The sequence below is a fragment of the Corynebacterium sp. HMSC14B06 genome (genome assembly GCF_001807075.1).
In the GTDB taxonomy this organism is placed as follows: domain Bacteria; phylum Actinomycetota; class Actinomycetes; order Mycobacteriales; family Mycobacteriaceae; genus Corynebacterium; species Corynebacterium jeikeium_D.
In genome coordinates this window covers 1-14,994 of the sequence record NZ_KV787394.1, presented here as the reverse complement: position 1 = coordinate 14,994, position 14,994 = coordinate 1, and the positions used below count along the sequence as shown (strand labels likewise).

14 protein-coding genes are annotated in these 14,994 nt (G+C 58.9%); 8 read left to right on the top strand and 6 right to left on the bottom strand.

The window, feature by feature from the left end:
* Position 1: 1 nt before the first annotated feature.
* From HMPREF3130_RS08155 to HMPREF3130_RS08135, 5 genes are all read right to left on the bottom strand, one after another.
* Positions 2–493, bottom strand: a complete 492-nt coding sequence (locus tag HMPREF3130_RS08155; RefSeq protein WP_049173070.1) for a glutathione peroxidase — start codon at positions 491–493, stop codon at positions 2–4.
* A gap of 46 nt (positions 494–539) precedes the next feature.
* Positions 540–1,349, bottom strand: coding sequence for a polysaccharide deacetylase family protein (locus tag HMPREF3130_RS08150; RefSeq protein ID WP_222865562.1), 810 nt, complete (start codon positions 1,347–1,349; stop codon positions 540–542).
* Between the two features lie 133 nt (positions 1,350–1,482).
* The gene (gene bluB / locus HMPREF3130_RS08145; RefSeq protein ID WP_049173072.1) at positions 1,483–2,154 is read right to left on the bottom strand and encodes a 5,6-dimethylbenzimidazole synthase; all 672 of its coding nucleotides are present in this window, start codon (positions 2,152–2,154) and stop codon (positions 1,483–1,485) included.
* 4 nt (positions 2,155–2,158) lie between these two features.
* Entirely contained in the window at positions 2,159–4,345 is a 2,187-nt protein-coding gene (locus tag HMPREF3130_RS08140) for a S9 family peptidase (RefSeq protein ID WP_049193831.1), read from the bottom strand.
* 50 nt (positions 4,346–4,395) lie between these two features.
* Positions 4,396–5,289: a phosphoribosylaminoimidazolesuccinocarboxamide synthase gene (locus tag HMPREF3130_RS08135; RefSeq protein WP_016421399.1), complete on the bottom strand. Its 894-nt coding sequence runs from the start codon at positions 5,287–5,289 to the stop codon at positions 4,396–4,398.
* Positions 5,290–5,585: 296 nt separating this feature from the next.
* Here HMPREF3130_RS08135 and HMPREF3130_RS08130 point away from each other — a divergent pair, with 296 nt between their 5' ends.
* From HMPREF3130_RS08130 to HMPREF3130_RS08100, 7 genes are all read left to right on the top strand, one after another.
* Positions 5,586–6,908, top strand: a complete 1,323-nt coding sequence (locus HMPREF3130_RS08130; RefSeq protein ID WP_016421400.1) for an acetyl-CoA C-acetyltransferase — start codon at positions 5,586–5,588, stop codon at positions 6,906–6,908.
* 47 nt (positions 6,909–6,955) lie between these two features.
* Positions 6,956–8,314, top strand: a complete 1,359-nt coding sequence (locus HMPREF3130_RS08125) for a 3-oxoacyl-ACP reductase (protein WP_049173074.1) — start codon at positions 6,956–6,958, stop codon at positions 8,312–8,314.
* A 53-nt stretch (positions 8,315–8,367) separates the two neighbouring features.
* Positions 8,368–9,330: a MaoC/PaaZ C-terminal domain-containing protein gene (locus tag HMPREF3130_RS08120; RefSeq protein WP_070429726.1), complete on the top strand. Its 963-nt coding sequence runs from the start codon at positions 8,368–8,370 to the stop codon at positions 9,328–9,330.
* 351 nt (positions 9,331–9,681) lie between these two features.
* Positions 9,682–10,146, top strand: a complete 465-nt coding sequence (gene nrdI / locus HMPREF3130_RS08115) for a class Ib ribonucleoside-diphosphate reductase assembly flavoprotein NrdI (protein ID WP_080971522.1) — start codon at positions 9,682–9,684, stop codon at positions 10,144–10,146.
* Complete coding sequence (nrdF, locus tag HMPREF3130_RS08110; protein ID WP_080971523.1) at positions 10,143–11,147, top strand: class 1b ribonucleoside-diphosphate reductase subunit beta; 1,005 nt, start codon at positions 10,143–10,145, stop codon at positions 11,145–11,147. Before nrdI ends, nrdF begins: the two co-directional genes overlap by 4 nt.
* 42 nt (positions 11,148–11,189) lie before the next feature.
* Positions 11,190–11,765: an NADPH-dependent FMN reductase gene (locus tag HMPREF3130_RS08105; RefSeq protein ID WP_016421405.1), complete on the top strand. Its 576-nt coding sequence runs from the start codon at positions 11,190–11,192 to the stop codon at positions 11,763–11,765.
* Between the two features lie 120 nt (positions 11,766–11,885).
* Positions 11,886–12,581, top strand: a complete 696-nt coding sequence (locus tag HMPREF3130_RS08100; RefSeq protein ID WP_049173075.1) for a VOC family protein — start codon at positions 11,886–11,888, stop codon at positions 12,579–12,581.
* Between the two features lie 2 nt (positions 12,582–12,583).
* Here the strand turns inward: HMPREF3130_RS08100 and HMPREF3130_RS08095 are convergent, their stop codons facing one another.
* Complete coding sequence (locus tag HMPREF3130_RS08095; RefSeq protein ID WP_070429725.1) at positions 12,584–14,560, bottom strand: vWA domain-containing protein; 1,977 nt, start codon at positions 14,558–14,560, stop codon at positions 12,584–12,586.
* Positions 14,561–14,762: 202 nt separating this feature from the next.
* Between HMPREF3130_RS08095 and HMPREF3130_RS11575 the strand changes: the two genes are divergently transcribed.
* The coding region (locus HMPREF3130_RS11575) for a helix-turn-helix domain-containing protein (RefSeq protein WP_256364867.1) at positions 14,763–14,994 on the top strand (232 nt) is incomplete at its 3' end.

Genomic DNA, 14,994 nt, shown 5'->3' with positions numbered 1-14,994 from the left:
TTTAAATAGGCAAGTTTTCCTCGATGAGGTCGCGCAGAGCATCGTCGTCAGGCGAGACCTTGGAGCGGAAACGGCCGATGACCTCACCCTCGGGCGAGACAACGAACTTTTCGAAGTTCCACTTCACATCCCCAGCCTCGCCGTCGGCGTCCGGGGTTTCCTTCAACAGCTTGTACAGTGGGTGCGCGCCATGGCCGTTGACCTTCGTCTTTTGGAAGAGCGGGAAGGTAACGCCGAATTCGCGCTGGCAGAACTGCTTGATTTCCTCGGCGTTGCCGGGCTCTTGCCCACCGAACTGATTGCAGGGGAAGCCGAGGACGAAGAAGCCACGGGGTGCGAATTCGTCGAAAAGTCCTTGCAGATCGTCGTACTGATCCGTGAAACCGCACTCCGAGGCGGTGTTGACGATAAGCAGAACGTGGCCTGCCCAGTCATTCATCGTTGCTTCGTTGCCGTCGATGGTGGTCACTGGGATGTCGAAGAGATTGCTCATAAACCCCACACTAGGGCAGTCCCCCGATAGCCGTCAGAGGTAGCGACTAGCCGACCTGCTCCATGCCTTCAAAGAGCTCGCGGCCCAGCGGCACCGAAGAGTGGTTGACCGGCTGCGCACCCCCATCGACCGCCTGGTCAATGATGCCGACAACATCCTGGCGCAGCTTGTGCTCCCGCAGTTTCGAAGCGTTAACGGAGATGCGCACCGCGCGGCCCTTCTCCAGCGAGCGCTGCACCGAGGAGCGCACCGCACGGCGCCACCAACCGGCGCCGCCGAAGCCCTCGCCGATAGCCAGCACGCGAGTCGGATCAACAGCACCAGTGGTCAGGTCGCGGACACCATTTCGGTCCGCTGCCACTCGGAAGCCCAGCTCCGGCAGCACGTTCATGGTCTCGGGCGACATGGTCCACTTCGGTGGTGCAAAGACGTCCGTCTCAAAACCCATCGCACGCATCTGGCGCGTTGCGGCGGTCAGGCGCAAACGCGCTTCATGTTCGCTTAACGACGCAAATTCCGCGCCTCGGCCTCGAACTGACTGATCGAACCCCGCGAGAACAATCTCGATGCCGTCATCGCTACGACGGCGGAGCCAATCCAGCACCGCCGGAGCTTCCCGCAACGACCAGTTTTTACCCGCATGCGGCGCTACCAGCAGAGACGGTGTAATACCGCGCTGTTCCATCGCTGCCACGAAACGAGCGACGTCGAGCAATGTGCCATCGCGCAAACCCGACACCGACACCAAAAGCGGCGAACCGACCACACCACCGTCAACAGTTACGAGCTCTTTGCCCGCTGGACGAATGACCTGGTCGGTCGTCCGAATCTGTTCTTGCACCCCACTGCCTGCCATGGATTCAACAAAAACAGGCGTATGTAAATTTTTGGTAACGGAGAGGACAAGGCTTGGAGAATACTCAGAAGCCTTTCAAATAAGAGTTCAAAAAGCGCCATCGCAGCACATCAATGTGCGTCTGCAGCGCGGATTATCCCCAATGCACAACCTCATCGAGAGCCAGTCCCTTGCGCCAACCGAACTTCTCCAAGTCACGCTCCTCGGCCAGGTGCGTTACTGGACCAATGCACAGCCAGGCCACCGGGCGCACGGGTGCCTCGACACCGACAAAGTCAGCCAGGAAATCCTCATGGTAGAAACTGACCCAGCCGACGCCGAGCCCCTCTGCCGTAGCAGCCAGCCACAGATTCTGAATAGCCAGCGCGACTGACATGAGGCCGGTGTCATCGACGGTGTCGCGGCCGAGAATGTTCTTGCCGCCACGGGTCGGGTCATAGGTGACGACGATGCCCGTTCCCGAGTCCACGATTCCTTCAATCTGAATCGGATTGAAGGTCTCACGCCGCTCGCCTTCGAGCTTGGCCGCGAATTCAGCGCGACGTCCGGCTACGTGGTCGGCAAACTGCTGCAGGCGGTCCGGATTCTGAATGATATGAAAGTCCCACGGTTGGGACAGCCCCACCGACGGGGCTGCATGGGCCGCCGCCAACACGCGCATCAATCGCTCCCTGTCCACCACTTCTCCGGCGAATTCGCGGCGCACATCCCGCCGCCGAAAAAGGGTGTGGTAGACGGCCAACTGATCGTCGGAAAGCGAATCGGTGTCAAAACCCTGCGCGGACAGCAGCGTGCGCATATCCATGCCGTTACTCCACCGCACCAGCAGTGTGGACAATCCAGGCGTACTCGAAGGCAGTCTGACGCCAGCGTTCGTAACGACCGGAAACACCACCATGACCTGCGGACATCTCGGTCTTGAGCAGGAACTGCCCCGGCTGACCTCCGACAACCTCGCGCAGCTTGGCGATCCACTTTGCCGGCTCCACGTAGAGCACGCGGGTGTCGTTCAAACTAGTAATCGCGAGAATCTTCGGGTACTTCGCATCGGCCGAGATGTTCTCGTACGGCGCGTAGGAGGCCATGTAGTCGTAGACCTCCGGGTCGTGGTAGGGATCGCCCCACTCATCCCACTCCACCACGGTCAGCGGCAGCTCTGGCATCAGCATGGATGTCAGGCAGTCGACAAACGGGACCACGGCCTGAATGCCCGCGAACCTATCGCCAGCAATGTTCGCGACCACGCCCATCAGCATGCCGCCCGCCGAACCGCCGAGTGCTACCAGCTGCTCGCGTGTGGTCCACCCAGAATCCAGCAGGTAGTCAGCGACGGCGACGAAGTCAGTGAATGTGTTCTTCTTCGTGGTTGCGCGACCGTTCTCCCACCAGCCGCGGCCCATTTCGCCACCACCGCGGACGTGTGCAATGACAAAAATCATCCCACGATCCAGCAGCGACAGTCGCGCGATGGAAAAGCCAGGATCCATCGAGGCTTCATAGGAACCGTAGCCGTAGAGCAGCGTCGGATTCGGCTTGCTCAGGTCCAGGTCCGCGCGGTGGATAATCGATACCGGAATCTGGGCACCGTCGGCTGCACTCACCCATTCACGCTTGGCGACGTAATCACCGCGATTAAACTTCCCGCGAATCTTCTGCTCCTTGAGCAGCACCCGCTTGCCCGAGGCAATATCAATCTGCCAAAGCTGCGACGGCGTGGTGAAGGAGCCGTAAGCGTAGCGCAACACCGGGGTGTCCCATTCAGCATTGCCGGTAGTGCCTGCAGAGTAGAGCTCTTCGTCGAAGTCGAGCTCGACGAAGTTCACAGCGGACGCTGGCACTGGAGCAGCAGCATGGCTTGTATCAGAGGCATCACCAGCGGAGCCAGCACCATCCTCATCCTGACCCAATACCGCCAGCGCCACACGGCCAATACCGCCACGACGGTAACCAAACGCGATGTGCCCAGCGAAGCAGTCGACGCCCTCAACGCGGACGTCATCGCGGTGCGGAACCAGCTCAGTGAGATCCGAAATGCTGTCGAAAGACCCCGCCGGCACCATGGCCAGTGCGAAGTTCGAACCAGTCATATTGTGTGTAATCAGCCACATATCCCGGCCGCTAATGACGGCGTGATCGATGTCGTATTCAACACCGGCCTCACGCGGGCGCACGCAGGTGAACTCACCGGTCGGGTCACTGGCGTCCAGGTACCAAACCTCGGAAGTAATCTTCGAGGAGCTCTCAATAATCAGGTACTTTTCGCTGCGTACCGTGCCGACTCCAACCCAGTAGGCCTCATCGGGCTCATGGAAGACACAGACATCATCCTCGGTGGAGGTGCCCACGCGGTGACGCCACACGGAATCCGGCCGCCAGGCTTCGTCGACCTTCTGGTAGAAGATCCACTCGGAGCCGACCCAGGTAGCACCTGCGGCGATGCCCGCAATTTCGTCATCAAGCAGTTCACCCGTGCGCAGATCCTTTACGCGCAGCGTGTAGCGTTCGTCGCCTGTGACGTCGGTGGAATAGGCCAGCAGATTGCCGTCCGCGGAGACGCTCGCTGCGCCGAGGGCGAAGAAATCATGGCCTTCGGCCAGCTCGTTGGCATCCAGGATGACCTGTTCTCCTGGTGCTGGGGCATCGTCGGCGATGGTCGGCGGCGTCCACGCGGCAAGACCGTCACCGGCCTCCGCACGCACGCGACAGCTCATCCCGTAGGACTTGCCCTCCTGCGTGCGCGAGTAGTACCACCAGCCGTTAAGGCGAGTTGGGACCGACATGTCGGTCTCCTGCACGCGCGACTTGATCTCCTTAAAAATCGCGTCCGCGGTGCCGTCAAGATCGGAGGTAAAAGCCTCCGTATAGGCATTTTCAGCCTCTAGGTAGTCGATAACCTCGGAGTTTTCCTTATCGCGGAGCCACTCGAAGTTATCGGTGAAGTCCCTTCCGTGGAAGGACCGAGTCACCGGCTTCCGTTGTGCACGGGGTGCGGGCAAATCCTTTTTTGCAGGCTTGCCGACGGATGCCGAGTCCAAGGTCACTTCGCTCACGCAGGTTCTCCAATCCAGTCCGAGAAGCGGCGGCCCGACAGTCGTTCGTAGGCCTCGACGTACCGCTCGCGAGTTGCTTCCACAACACTACCCGGCAGCGCTGGCGGCGGAGTGCCCTCGTCCTTCTTCCAGCCGGACTTGGAGCAGGTCAGCCAGTTTCGTACGTACTGCTTGTCAAAGCTCGGGTTAACCGAACCCTCCTGGTAGGAGTCGGCTGGCCAGTAGCGGGAGGAGTCCGGGGTGAGAACCTCGTCGGCCAGCACCAGATTGCCGTCGGAGTCGAGACCGAACTCGAACTTGGTGTCGGCCAGGATGATGCCGCGCTCAGCAGCCAGTTCAGCAGCCTGGGTGTAGATACGCAGGGTGGCATCGCGCAGCTCTTCGGCGCGCTTCTGCCCCAGGGACTCCACAACGGCGTCGAAGGAGACATTCTCGTCGTGCTCGCCCAGTTCGGCCTTGGTGGCCGGGGTGAAAATCGGTTCTGGCAACTTGGAGCCCTCGACGAGGCCCTCTGGCAGCTCAATGCCACAGACAGTGCCGTTTTCCTTGTACTCGACCAGACCAGAGCCGGTCAGGTAGCCACGTGCGACGCACTCGAATGGCAGCATGTCCAGCTTCTTGCACACCAGCGCACGGCCGAGGCACTCCTCCGGAATGCGCTCATCGTCAGCCGGGCCAGCCATGTGGTTCGGGAAGTCAATCTCATCGAAGAAGAACACGCTCATCGCGGTGAGCACTCGACCCTTGTCAGGAATCGGGGTCTCCAGAATGTGGTCGAAGGCAGAAATACGGTCACTGACCACAAGCAGCAGAGTCTCAGGGTCAATCTCGTAGATTTCCCGGACCTTGCCCGCGGAAAGATGGTTATACGAGGAAAGTTCAGGTCGCATGGCGATAAAGTCTAAACCCCTATACGCCTTTGCACTCTATTGATACCTCCGGCCGCCACCCCAACTAGTGGGGATTGACGCAATTACCGTCGTCAAGCGGGAAAACTTTTGAGATTCCGGAGTGCTGCCCATCGAATTTTTCACAGGTGGACGACGGTGTTTACCCCTCACCTCCCCCGCTCGGTAGATGACTGGGCAAAAATATTTCTAAAAACGTGACAGAAAACACCGATACCAGTATTGTCTAAATTTAGTAATTCACGTCACACTTCAAGGATTTTGAAGGGAACAATCACATGGCAGCTCAGGCCAACAATAACTCTCTGCGCCGCGCAGTCGTCGTCGGCGGTAACCGCATTCCGTTCGCTCGTTCTAATAAGGAATACGCTAACGAGTCGAACCAGGACATGCTGACCGCTGCAATCGACGGTCTCGTCGCCCGCTTCGGTATCGGCGGCGAGCGCCTCGGCGCAGTCTCCGCCGGCGCTGTGCTGAAGCACTCCCGTGACTTTAACCTCACCCGTGAGTGTGTCCTCGGCTCCGCACTGGCGCCGGACACCCCGGCTTTCGACATTCAGATGGCATGTGCCACCGGCATGGAAGCCCTCAACTCTGTCTCCAACATGATCAAGCTGGGCCAGATTGACTCCGCCATCGCCGGCGGCGTGGACACCACCTCCGACGCTCCGATTGCTGTCAACGACCGTCTGCGCAAGATCCTGCTGGAGGCCAGCCGCCAGAAGTCCACTCTGGACATGGCAAAGGTCTTCCTGAAGGCTCGTCCGTCCGACCTGGCTCCAGACACTCCGTCGACCGGCGAGCCGCGCACTGGCCTGTCCATGGGTGAGCACCAGGCCATCACCACCGCCAAGTGGGGCGTTACCCGTGCTGAGCAGGACGAGCTCGCCGCCGCTTCCCACCAGAACATGGCAAACGCTTACGACGAGGGCTTTTTCACTGACCTCGTCACCCCGTACAAGGGCGTTTCCCGCGATACCAACATGCGCCCGGACTCCACCCCGGAGAAGCTGGCCAAGCTCAAGCCAGTCTTCGGCCGCGGTCTGGAAGCAGAGCCGACCATGACCGCTGGTAACTCCACTCCGCTTACCGACGGCGCCTCCGCCGTCCTCGTCTCCACCCCGGAGTGGGCCGCTGAGCGCGGTCTGCCGGTGCTTGCCGACGTCGTCGATTCCGAGGCAGCCGCAGTCGACTTCGTCCACGGCGACGAGGGCCTGCTGATGGCTCCGGCTTACGCCACCCCGCGCCTGCTGGCCCGCAACGGCTGGACCTTCGACGACTTCGACTTCTTCGAGATCCACGAGGCCTTCGCCGGCACCGTCCTGTCCACCATGAAGGCATGGGAGGACGAGGAGTTCTGCCGCACCAAGCTCGGACTGGAAGGCCCGCTGGGCTCCATTCCGCGCGAGAAGCTCAACGTCAAGGGCTCTTCCCTGGCAGCCGGCCACCCATTCGCCGCTACCGGCGGCCGCATTGTGGCAGCCCTCGCCAAGATGCTGCGCCAGAAGGCAGACGAGACCGGCAAGACCACTCGCGGCCTGATCTCCGTTTGTGCTGCGGGCGGCCAGGGTGTTGTCGCAGTTCTCGAGGCTCGCGTCTAAAAGCGCACCACCGATAAAGACACTTTTACTTTCAAGGAGAATTTTCCATGACCGATAAGTACCAGGAACTCGTCAACGGTGGTCCGCTCACTGGACTGGCTAAGGCCGCTGGCCTGCCGCAGCCACCGTTCCTGCGCCGCCACAAGCCGGGCGGTCCGCTGCTGAACAACGACAAGGTGCTCGTCACCGGCGAGGGTGCAGATGCAGACGCAGTTGCAGCTCAGCTGGCTGAGTGGGGTCTGCAGGTCCGTCGTGGCAACGCCGCTGACGACAAGATTGGTGCCATTGTCCTCGTCGCCACTGAGGCCAAGCGTCCGGCAGAGCTGCAGGGCCCAGTGCTCGCTGCTGCAAAGCACATGCGCAAGCTGGACAAGGGTGGCCGCATCGTCACCGTCTCCCGCGCCAAGGATGCTCACCACAACGCAACCCCGGCCGAGATCGCTGAGAACGCTGTCGCCGGTGGTATCGAGGGCCTGATTCGCTCCCTCGGCCACGAGGTTCGTGGCGGCTCCACCGCCAACGGCATCCTCGTTGCTCCGGGGGTCTCGGTCACCGCGCCATCCGTGATTTCCTCCCTGCACTTCTTCCTCTCCGGCCGCTCGGCCTTCATCGACGGCCAGTTCCTCCGCGTCACCTCCGACGCTGGCGAGATCCCGTCCGACTGGGATAAGCCGCTGGCTGGCAAGGTTGCCGCTGTCACCGGTTCCGCCCGTGGTATCGGTGCCGCTATCGCTCGCCAGCTCAAGGCTGACGGCGCAGAGGTCATCGTCATCGACGTTCCACAGGCGGGCGAGGCTCTGTCCAAGGTTGCCAACGAGCTCGGTGGCCTGGCTCTGCAGCAGGACATCACTGCCGACGACGCCGGCAACGCCATTGCCGATGCCGCTGTGGCCCGCTACGGTCGCCTGGACATCGTCATCCACAACGCAGGCATCACCCGCGACAAGATGTTCGCCAACATGGACGACGCCAAGTGGGGCTCGGTCATCGCCGTCAACATCGAGTCTCAGCTGAAGATGAACGAGCAGCTGCTGAACCACAAGGCCTTCGAGAAGGCTCCGCGTATTGCCACCATGGCTTCCACCTCCGGTATCGCAGGTAACCGCGGCCAGACCAACTACGCCACCTCCAAGGCCGGCGTTATCGCAATGGTCGAGGCTTACGCTGAGGAGTTTGCTAAGCGCGGCGGCAACATCAACGCTGTTGCTCCGGGCTTCATCGAGACCGACATGACCGCTGCTATTCCGTTCGTCAACCGCCAGGTTGCTCGACGCGTGAACTCGCTGCAGCAGGGTGGCCAGCCGGGCGATGTCGCCCAGGCAATCGCCTTCCTGGTCTCCGACCGCGCTCTCGGCGTCAATGGTCACGTCCTGCGCGTCTGCGGTCAGAACATCGTCGGCGCCTAAGCGAAGTCGCGGCTTCCGCATAGGCTCCCGATAAGGAGGAAAGAGGAAAACTTATGGCTAAGACCCTGGATGCCATTCCCAATCTGGTTCCGCTCTACGCCAAGGCAGCTGCTGGTTCGGCGAAGAAACGCCCGAACTCCACCGAAATCAAGGTCGATGAACTAGTGGTCAAGGGCGTCACTGTCGATGCCGACCGTGACCAGGACTTCCGCGACGTCGTTGGCGCCCCGAAGTCTGAACAGGCTTTCTTCGGCCACATCCACGCCCTAATCATGCCCATCCAGATGGAGCTAATGGCTGCGGATGATTTCCCGCTGCCGATGATGGGCCTGGTCCACACCGAGAACACCTACCGCGAAATCTCGCCTGTCACACTCGGTGGCAGAGTTGATATCGCGGTGAAGGTTGCCGCATTCCGCGCTCACCGCTCGGGCACTGAGGTTGTTCTGGAGTCAACTGTTACATCGTCCACATCCGGCGCCACCTTGGTCGAGGAGCAGTCGGTGTATCTGGCCAAGGGCGTTCGCCTGAAGGATGCCGAGGGCTTCGAAGAGGTCCAGGCACAGCGTGAGGCCATCAAGTCCGGCGCCGAGACCATCAAACGCGAGCAGTTCAAGGTTCCCTTCCCCACCGCTCAGTGGAAGCTGGCTGGCAACACCGGCCGCAAGTGGGCCAAGGTTTCCGGTGACTGGAACCCGATTCACATCACCTCTGTCTCCGCGAAGGCTCTGGGCATGCCAGCAGCGATTGCACACGGCATGTACACCGCCTCCCGCGCGCTGGCTGAGGCACAGGTTCTACCGGGTCAGTCGTACGAGTTCCAGATTTCCTTCGGTGCGCCGGTCGTTCTGCCGACCACCATCAATGTCGCACTCACCCACACCGGTGACGGTGCAGGTGCTGCTCACAACCTGACTGAGGGCAGCTCCAACATCGGCCGCGCAGTCAACATTGTCGCGTGGGATCGCAAGAAGAAGCGTCCGCACTTCACCGGAAGTGTTCGTCCGCTGAAGTAGTTGATGCGAAAGCGCTGTAGAAAACGCCGCGCTTTGGAAAACCAGTCTCCTCATCGACTGGGCCTTTCCAAAGCGCGGCGGTTTTGTTTCCCTGTTGTGCTTTTGCCCGGGGCACGACTGGAGCCCCCTCCGAGAGACACCACCTCCTCCCTCTCCCCCCGGCCGGCAACCCCGCCACTTTCCCGCCTTGAAGATCAGCTGCTGGGTTTTTCCGCCGTTAATGAAGAGTCGCGGCTTTACTTCGCAATTGCGTGACTAAGCACTTTTCAACCGCACGTAAGCAACGCCTTGTTGACACCCCATTCACTCCTCTATTTTATGTTCAATCCATTGAACATAGGAGGTAATCGAGTGTCTTCATCATCGAAGACGCCGCTGACTTTCACGGAACTCCCACCGGAGGAGTCACCCCGAATCGTGTACTTCTCCAGTGCTTCTGAAAACACTCACCGGTTCGTCCAAAAGCTGGCTCAACCAGCAGCACGCATCCCGTTACATCCGCGAAAAGACGGAATGATTCGCGTTTGCAGCCCATTTGTCCTGATCACACCGACTTATGGTGGCGGATGTCGGCGCCGCGCGGTACCTAAGCAAGTCATCGCTTTTCTCAACGACGAAACCAACAGGAGTTTCATCCGCGGTGTCATCACCTCGGGCAACACAAATTTCGGCACCGACTTTTGCATAGCCGGAGCCATCATTTCTGCAAAATGCCAGGTTCCGGAGCTATACCACTATGAGCTACTGGGGACAGACCACGATGTGGAGAACGTCAAAGAGGGCCTGGAAAAATTCTGGAGGAGCGCTACTTCTTGAACATCTACAGCTATTCAACTACGCCACCGTCTTTTCGAAAGGACCCAGCTGCCCGCCTTCGGCCAATCAACTGGAACCGAGTGCAAGATGACAAAGATCTCGAAGTGTGGAATCGCCTAACAGCAAATTTTTGGCTGCCCGAAAAAGTCCCACTGTCCAATGACCTTGCAGACTGGCGACGTCTCACCGATCTAGAACGCGAGCTGACCATGAAGGTCTTCACCGGACTGACCATGCTCGACACAGTCCAGGCGTCTGTCGGGGAGATTTCCCAAATTCAAGATGCCCGCACCGAACATGAAGAGGCCGTCTACACGAATATCGCTTTCATGCAAGCAGTGCATGCAAAGTCTTATTCTTCAGTATTTTCTACGCTATCCAATACCCCTGACATCGACGCTGCCTACCAATGGGCAGTCGCCAATGACATCCTGCAGGCTCGGTCAAAAGCTGTGCTCAAACACTATTACGGCGACGTTCCACTCAAGCGAAAGGCGGCAGCAACGCTTCTTTCGTCCTTCTCGCTCTACGCCGGCTTCTACCTCCCGCTGCACTTCGCATCACGTGGCATCCTGACCAATACCGCCGACATGGTGCGCCTGATTCTGCGTGACAAAGCTGTTCACGGCTATTACTCCGGCTACAAATTCCAGCGAGGCGTAGAAACCTACGACACCGCCACGCAAACGCAGATGAAGGCTTTCGTCTTCGAACTTCTCGATGATCTATACCAGCTCGAACTGAGGTACTCCGAAGCCCTATACCAACCACTCGGGCTCTACGACGACGTTGCCAACTTCATTCGATACAACGCCAACAAAGCGCTCATGAACTTGGGATACCCGCAGCGGTTTAACCATGAAGAGACCGCCTTCAAGCCCGAAATTCTCGCCGCCCTCACCCCGGGGTCAGATGAAAACCACGACTTTTTCTCCGGTTCCGGCTCCGCATATGTCATCGGAAAAGCCGAAGACACCGCAGATGAAGACTGGGATTTCTAAATCCACGTCTTTCCCCATACATCCTAAGAAAGGAACATTCGCATGACTGCACAGATTTCTATCCTGGTAGGAAGCTTGCGTCGAGCCTCCTATGCACGAAAGATTGCACTCAAGGCAGCCACGTACTTCCCCGATGACTTCAAAGTCGACATCGTCGAGATTCGTGACCTCCCTCTCTACAACTTCGACTACGACGACCCCGCAGTGTCCGATATTGCGACTCCCGCGGAATACACCAGTTTCCGGGAAACCATTAAAGCCAGCGATGGCATCCTATTTGTCACCCCAGAAAACAACCGCACAATTCCTGCAGCTCTGAAGAATGCCGTTGACATCGGATCTAAGCCCAACGGTGATGTGGCATGGAAGAACCTGCCCGCGGGAATTATCAGCCACTCCGTCGGCCGTATGGGCGGTTATAGCTCTCAGAAGAACTTGCGACTCGCGCTGTCGTACTTCGACATGCCGATGCTCGGTCAGCCAGAGGTCTTCCTGGGACAATCGCCAACACTCATTGACGAACAAGGAGAATTCACGTCGTCAAGCACTGAGGACTTTGTTCGCGACTACATCAACAGATTTGCAGACCTAGTTCGCGAGCAGAGCCCACGCCACTAACTGAAATCCCCTAATCAGCGCAGCGTTACTGGGGATATCGCCGTATGAAGATTCTTCACTGACTAGGATCAAACGCTGCGTTCTCTGCGCGGTTAGGCGCTCGTCGTTAGGCTCATTTTCATGACTGTTTCTATCTCGGCCGTGATCGCGCTTAACGACGACCCCCGCGCCGCTGCGCGGTTTTACGCCGAAGGTTTTCACTCCAACATCAAGCCCAACTCCACCACGCTCACCATCGGCGGGATGGACTTTGAACTCATTGAGAACGGGAACCGCCGATTAACCCCCGCTGTGTCTTTTATGGTGCGATTTGCCCCTGGTCAGGAAAACCAGCTGCGCAGACTGTGGGAGCATCTGATGGCGGGTGATGAAACCATCAGCGGTGGTGCTACGCTCATGCCCCTGACCAGCTACGATTTCTCGCCGCTCTTTGGCTGGTTGGTCGACGGCAATGGGGTCAACTGGCAACTGATGATTGATTCCTTAACCAGCGGGGCTGCAAGCACGGACGCTGCCGCAAAGACAGCGAATCCCGCCGTTATTCCCTACTTCATGTGGACAGGCGACGAACCACAGGCTGCCGCCGCCACCGAGGTATACAACCGGCTTTTCGGGTCAGGGAATTTCATGACGCTCGACTCGCCGGGCATGCACAATTTCACCTTCGGCGACGGTGTGGCGATGCGCCTCTCCAGCGATTCGGCCGAAGAGGTCGAAAGCGCCTGCCAAGCGCTTGGCCTAACAGGCGCTGAGGTTGCCGAGGGCACGGAAGCCGTCGTCAAGCCTGACCGATTCGGCGTGTACTGGACGCTCTAGCGTTACTTACGGGTCAACGCGATTGCCGCGCCGACGACGGCTAACAGAACTGCACCAATAGAGAACCACATCATGTTGGAAGAGCCGTCATCCTCGTTTTCTTCGGTGCCCTTCGGATTCTGCTGGCTACTAGTCGGGGCCTCGCTACTTGGCGACTTGTGCGCGACCTGTTCAAAAGCTGGGCCCGGAATCTTCTCGCCGACCAACTCCGTGGTCAGCTGGTAAGTCACCGGGACGTTTTGAACACCCGCGACATCGTGGGATTGACCGGCACCCCAGCTGTTGTTGAAGAAGACAACGATGTACTGGTCGCCATCCAACCAGGCTCTTTCAGCCTCGTAATCGCCCGACTTTTCACTATCTTCGCCGATCCGATTGCGATAGTTAATCCGGGCCGAGTTACCAAATGTAGTCTCTTCACCGATCTGGTGTTCATTGGCCGGACGGTTTTCCTCGCTGCCGGCGAGCTGGCGTGCCGAGTTCAGCGTCTTGATATCCAGGCCGGAGATCTGTGCAAGCTTGTCCGCTTCTGGGGCGTCAATGAGTTTGACGGCGCCGCGGAGCTGCTGCCCATACTCGGACTTGATCTTGTACACGTGTGTCTCACCAGGAACGATGTCGGCCGTGACGCTGCTGATGCTGTCGGCAGTAAGTTCCGTGGCGTCATCGAACCACGAACCTGGGGTGACCTTCTTAGCCTGATCCGCTTCCGGTGTCGCGGGCGGAGGGGTCAAGCTCTCCTTGTCGGACGGGAACGCCTCCGGCACATCAGTCAGGTTTTCGTTGGCGAAACGCTTGATGGTTACTTCTGCAGGAATGTCCTGACCTTCGAAGGGGCCTCCTTTTCGGGCCACGGAGAACACCACATTGCCCGGCTTACAGTCCCCCTCAGCTCCCCCGGACTGCTTGGTTGTTATCGATGCGAAAAAGGGGCCATTGGAGTCGATGATGCCATTGCCGAAATCATTGGCCAGGAAGCAACTGCTGTCATCCAAATGCATAGTGAGCGCGAAGTTACGAACATCTAGGTCCATCAACGTCGCGCCTGACGACGCTCCCGGCACGGTAGCCGCACTAATTGCAAGCCGCTCTCCCTCAGCAACCGGGACGGAGAAGTACTCAGCACCGTCGCCTTCCTGATTACCGATGCTGCGCTCGGACTCAGGAGTCTTTTCCCGCAGCTTGGTCGAGAACGTTTCCACGTCGGCAGGCACCTTGGTAGCGCTCGTAGGAGCGTCGCCGCCCTGTATCTCTTGCGCGCTGGACTGCGCGGTGCGTGCGGTGCGGGTCGCCAGCGTCTTCATGGACTCAGCCAGCGAATCGGAGTCCTGGGCGTCCAGGTACTCACCGCCAGTGGCCTCAGCAATGCACTCCAGTTCAGCACGTGCACCTGCATCAACAAGGAAACCAACTGTGTTGATGACCAGGTCAATGCCCTGCTGCTTGAGTTCCTTGGCTACCTCGCACACCGGTGGCGGAGCACAGGTGTCCTCACCATCGGAGACCAACACAATCGAACGTTGCCCTTCTTTCGGCAACTCATCGGCAGCCTGACGCAGCGCAGGCCCCATCGGGGTGTGGCCGGAGGCTTGGACCTTTCCTACTTCAGCAGGAATCTTCGCCGAGTTACCCGCCTGCACGGGCAGCAGCGTGGTGATGTCCTGACAGCCAGCTTCCCGCTCCTCCGGCGAATTGCCAACTTCCGTGCCGTAGACCATGAACCCAATTTCGGAGTCCTCTGACACCGATCCCGCGAACTTACTCGTGGCAGTCTTCGCTGCCTCCATTCGGGTCTGGCCGCCCGCGTCGTCGGCAAGCATTGACCCTGAAGCATCCAGGATCACCATGGTTGGCGAGATAGTACTCGCGGCCTCTTGCGCCTGTGCACGCCCTGTTGTGATTCCCGCAAAAGAGCCTACGAGCACCAGCAGCATGGAGATGGTGAGCACGACCGCTGAGAGTTGTCTTCTTCTGATCATGTGGTCGGTTCCTTTTCTTCAAGCGTAAATCTTCAAGCGTAAAAAGAACGTTACATGACAAAAGTATGTCTGATTCTCAAGATAATGACTGGGCAGACCCCAAAAATTACGGGCGCCAAATATGATTACGGGCTGCAAATGTGAAACTGTATGAGTTTATGACACTTTCAGGCAATTTTTCAGGGGTAGGTTCAGGCGGTGAATGCATCACCACTTTCGACCAGGAGAAGTAGTGAAGCAAACCCGCCGAACGAAATACAGTGCCATCAAACCGATTGCGCTTCAACACATCGCCAACGGGGCATCAGCAAGCGCAGTTGGACGTGAGTTAGGGATACCCTCACCAACTGTCAGGCGGTGGGCGCGACAAGCCGGAATTGCGATTCAGCACCAATCGCACTGCCCGAAGGTCTCGATGATGCATAAGCATCGCG

What these genes read in the sequence shown, in the direction of transcription:
- HMPREF3130_RS08155 (WP_049173070.1), bottom strand. Translation starts at nt 493, where the DNA reads ATGAGCAATCTCTTCGACATCCCAGTGACCACCATCGACGGCAACGAA.
- HMPREF3130_RS08150 (WP_222865562.1), bottom strand. Translation starts at nt 1,349, where the DNA reads ATGGCAGGCAGTGGGGTGCAAGAACAGATTCGGACGACCGACCAGGTC.
- bluB (WP_049173072.1), bottom strand. Translation starts at nt 2,154, where the DNA reads ATGGATATGCGCACGCTGCTGTCCGCGCAGGGTTTTGACACCGATTCG.
- HMPREF3130_RS08135 (WP_016421399.1), bottom strand. Translation starts at nt 5,289, where the DNA reads ATGCGACCTGAACTTTCCTCGTATAACCATCTTTCCGCGGGCAAGGTC.
- HMPREF3130_RS08130 (WP_016421400.1), top strand. Translation starts at nt 5,586, where the DNA reads ATGGCAGCTCAGGCCAACAATAACTCTCTGCGCCGCGCAGTCGTCGTC.
- HMPREF3130_RS08125 (WP_049173074.1), top strand. Translation starts at nt 6,956, where the DNA reads ATGACCGATAAGTACCAGGAACTCGTCAACGGTGGTCCGCTCACTGGA.
- HMPREF3130_RS08120 (WP_070429726.1), top strand. Translation starts at nt 8,368, where the DNA reads ATGGCTAAGACCCTGGATGCCATTCCCAATCTGGTTCCGCTCTACGCC.
- HMPREF3130_RS08105 (WP_016421405.1), top strand. Translation starts at nt 11,190, where the DNA reads ATGACTGCACAGATTTCTATCCTGGTAGGAAGCTTGCGTCGAGCCTCC.
- HMPREF3130_RS08100 (WP_049173075.1), top strand. Translation starts at nt 11,886, where the DNA reads ATGACTGTTTCTATCTCGGCCGTGATCGCGCTTAACGACGACCCCCGC.
- HMPREF3130_RS08095 (WP_070429725.1), bottom strand. Translation starts at nt 14,560, where the DNA reads ATGATCAGAAGAAGACAACTCTCAGCGGTCGTGCTCACCATCTCCATG.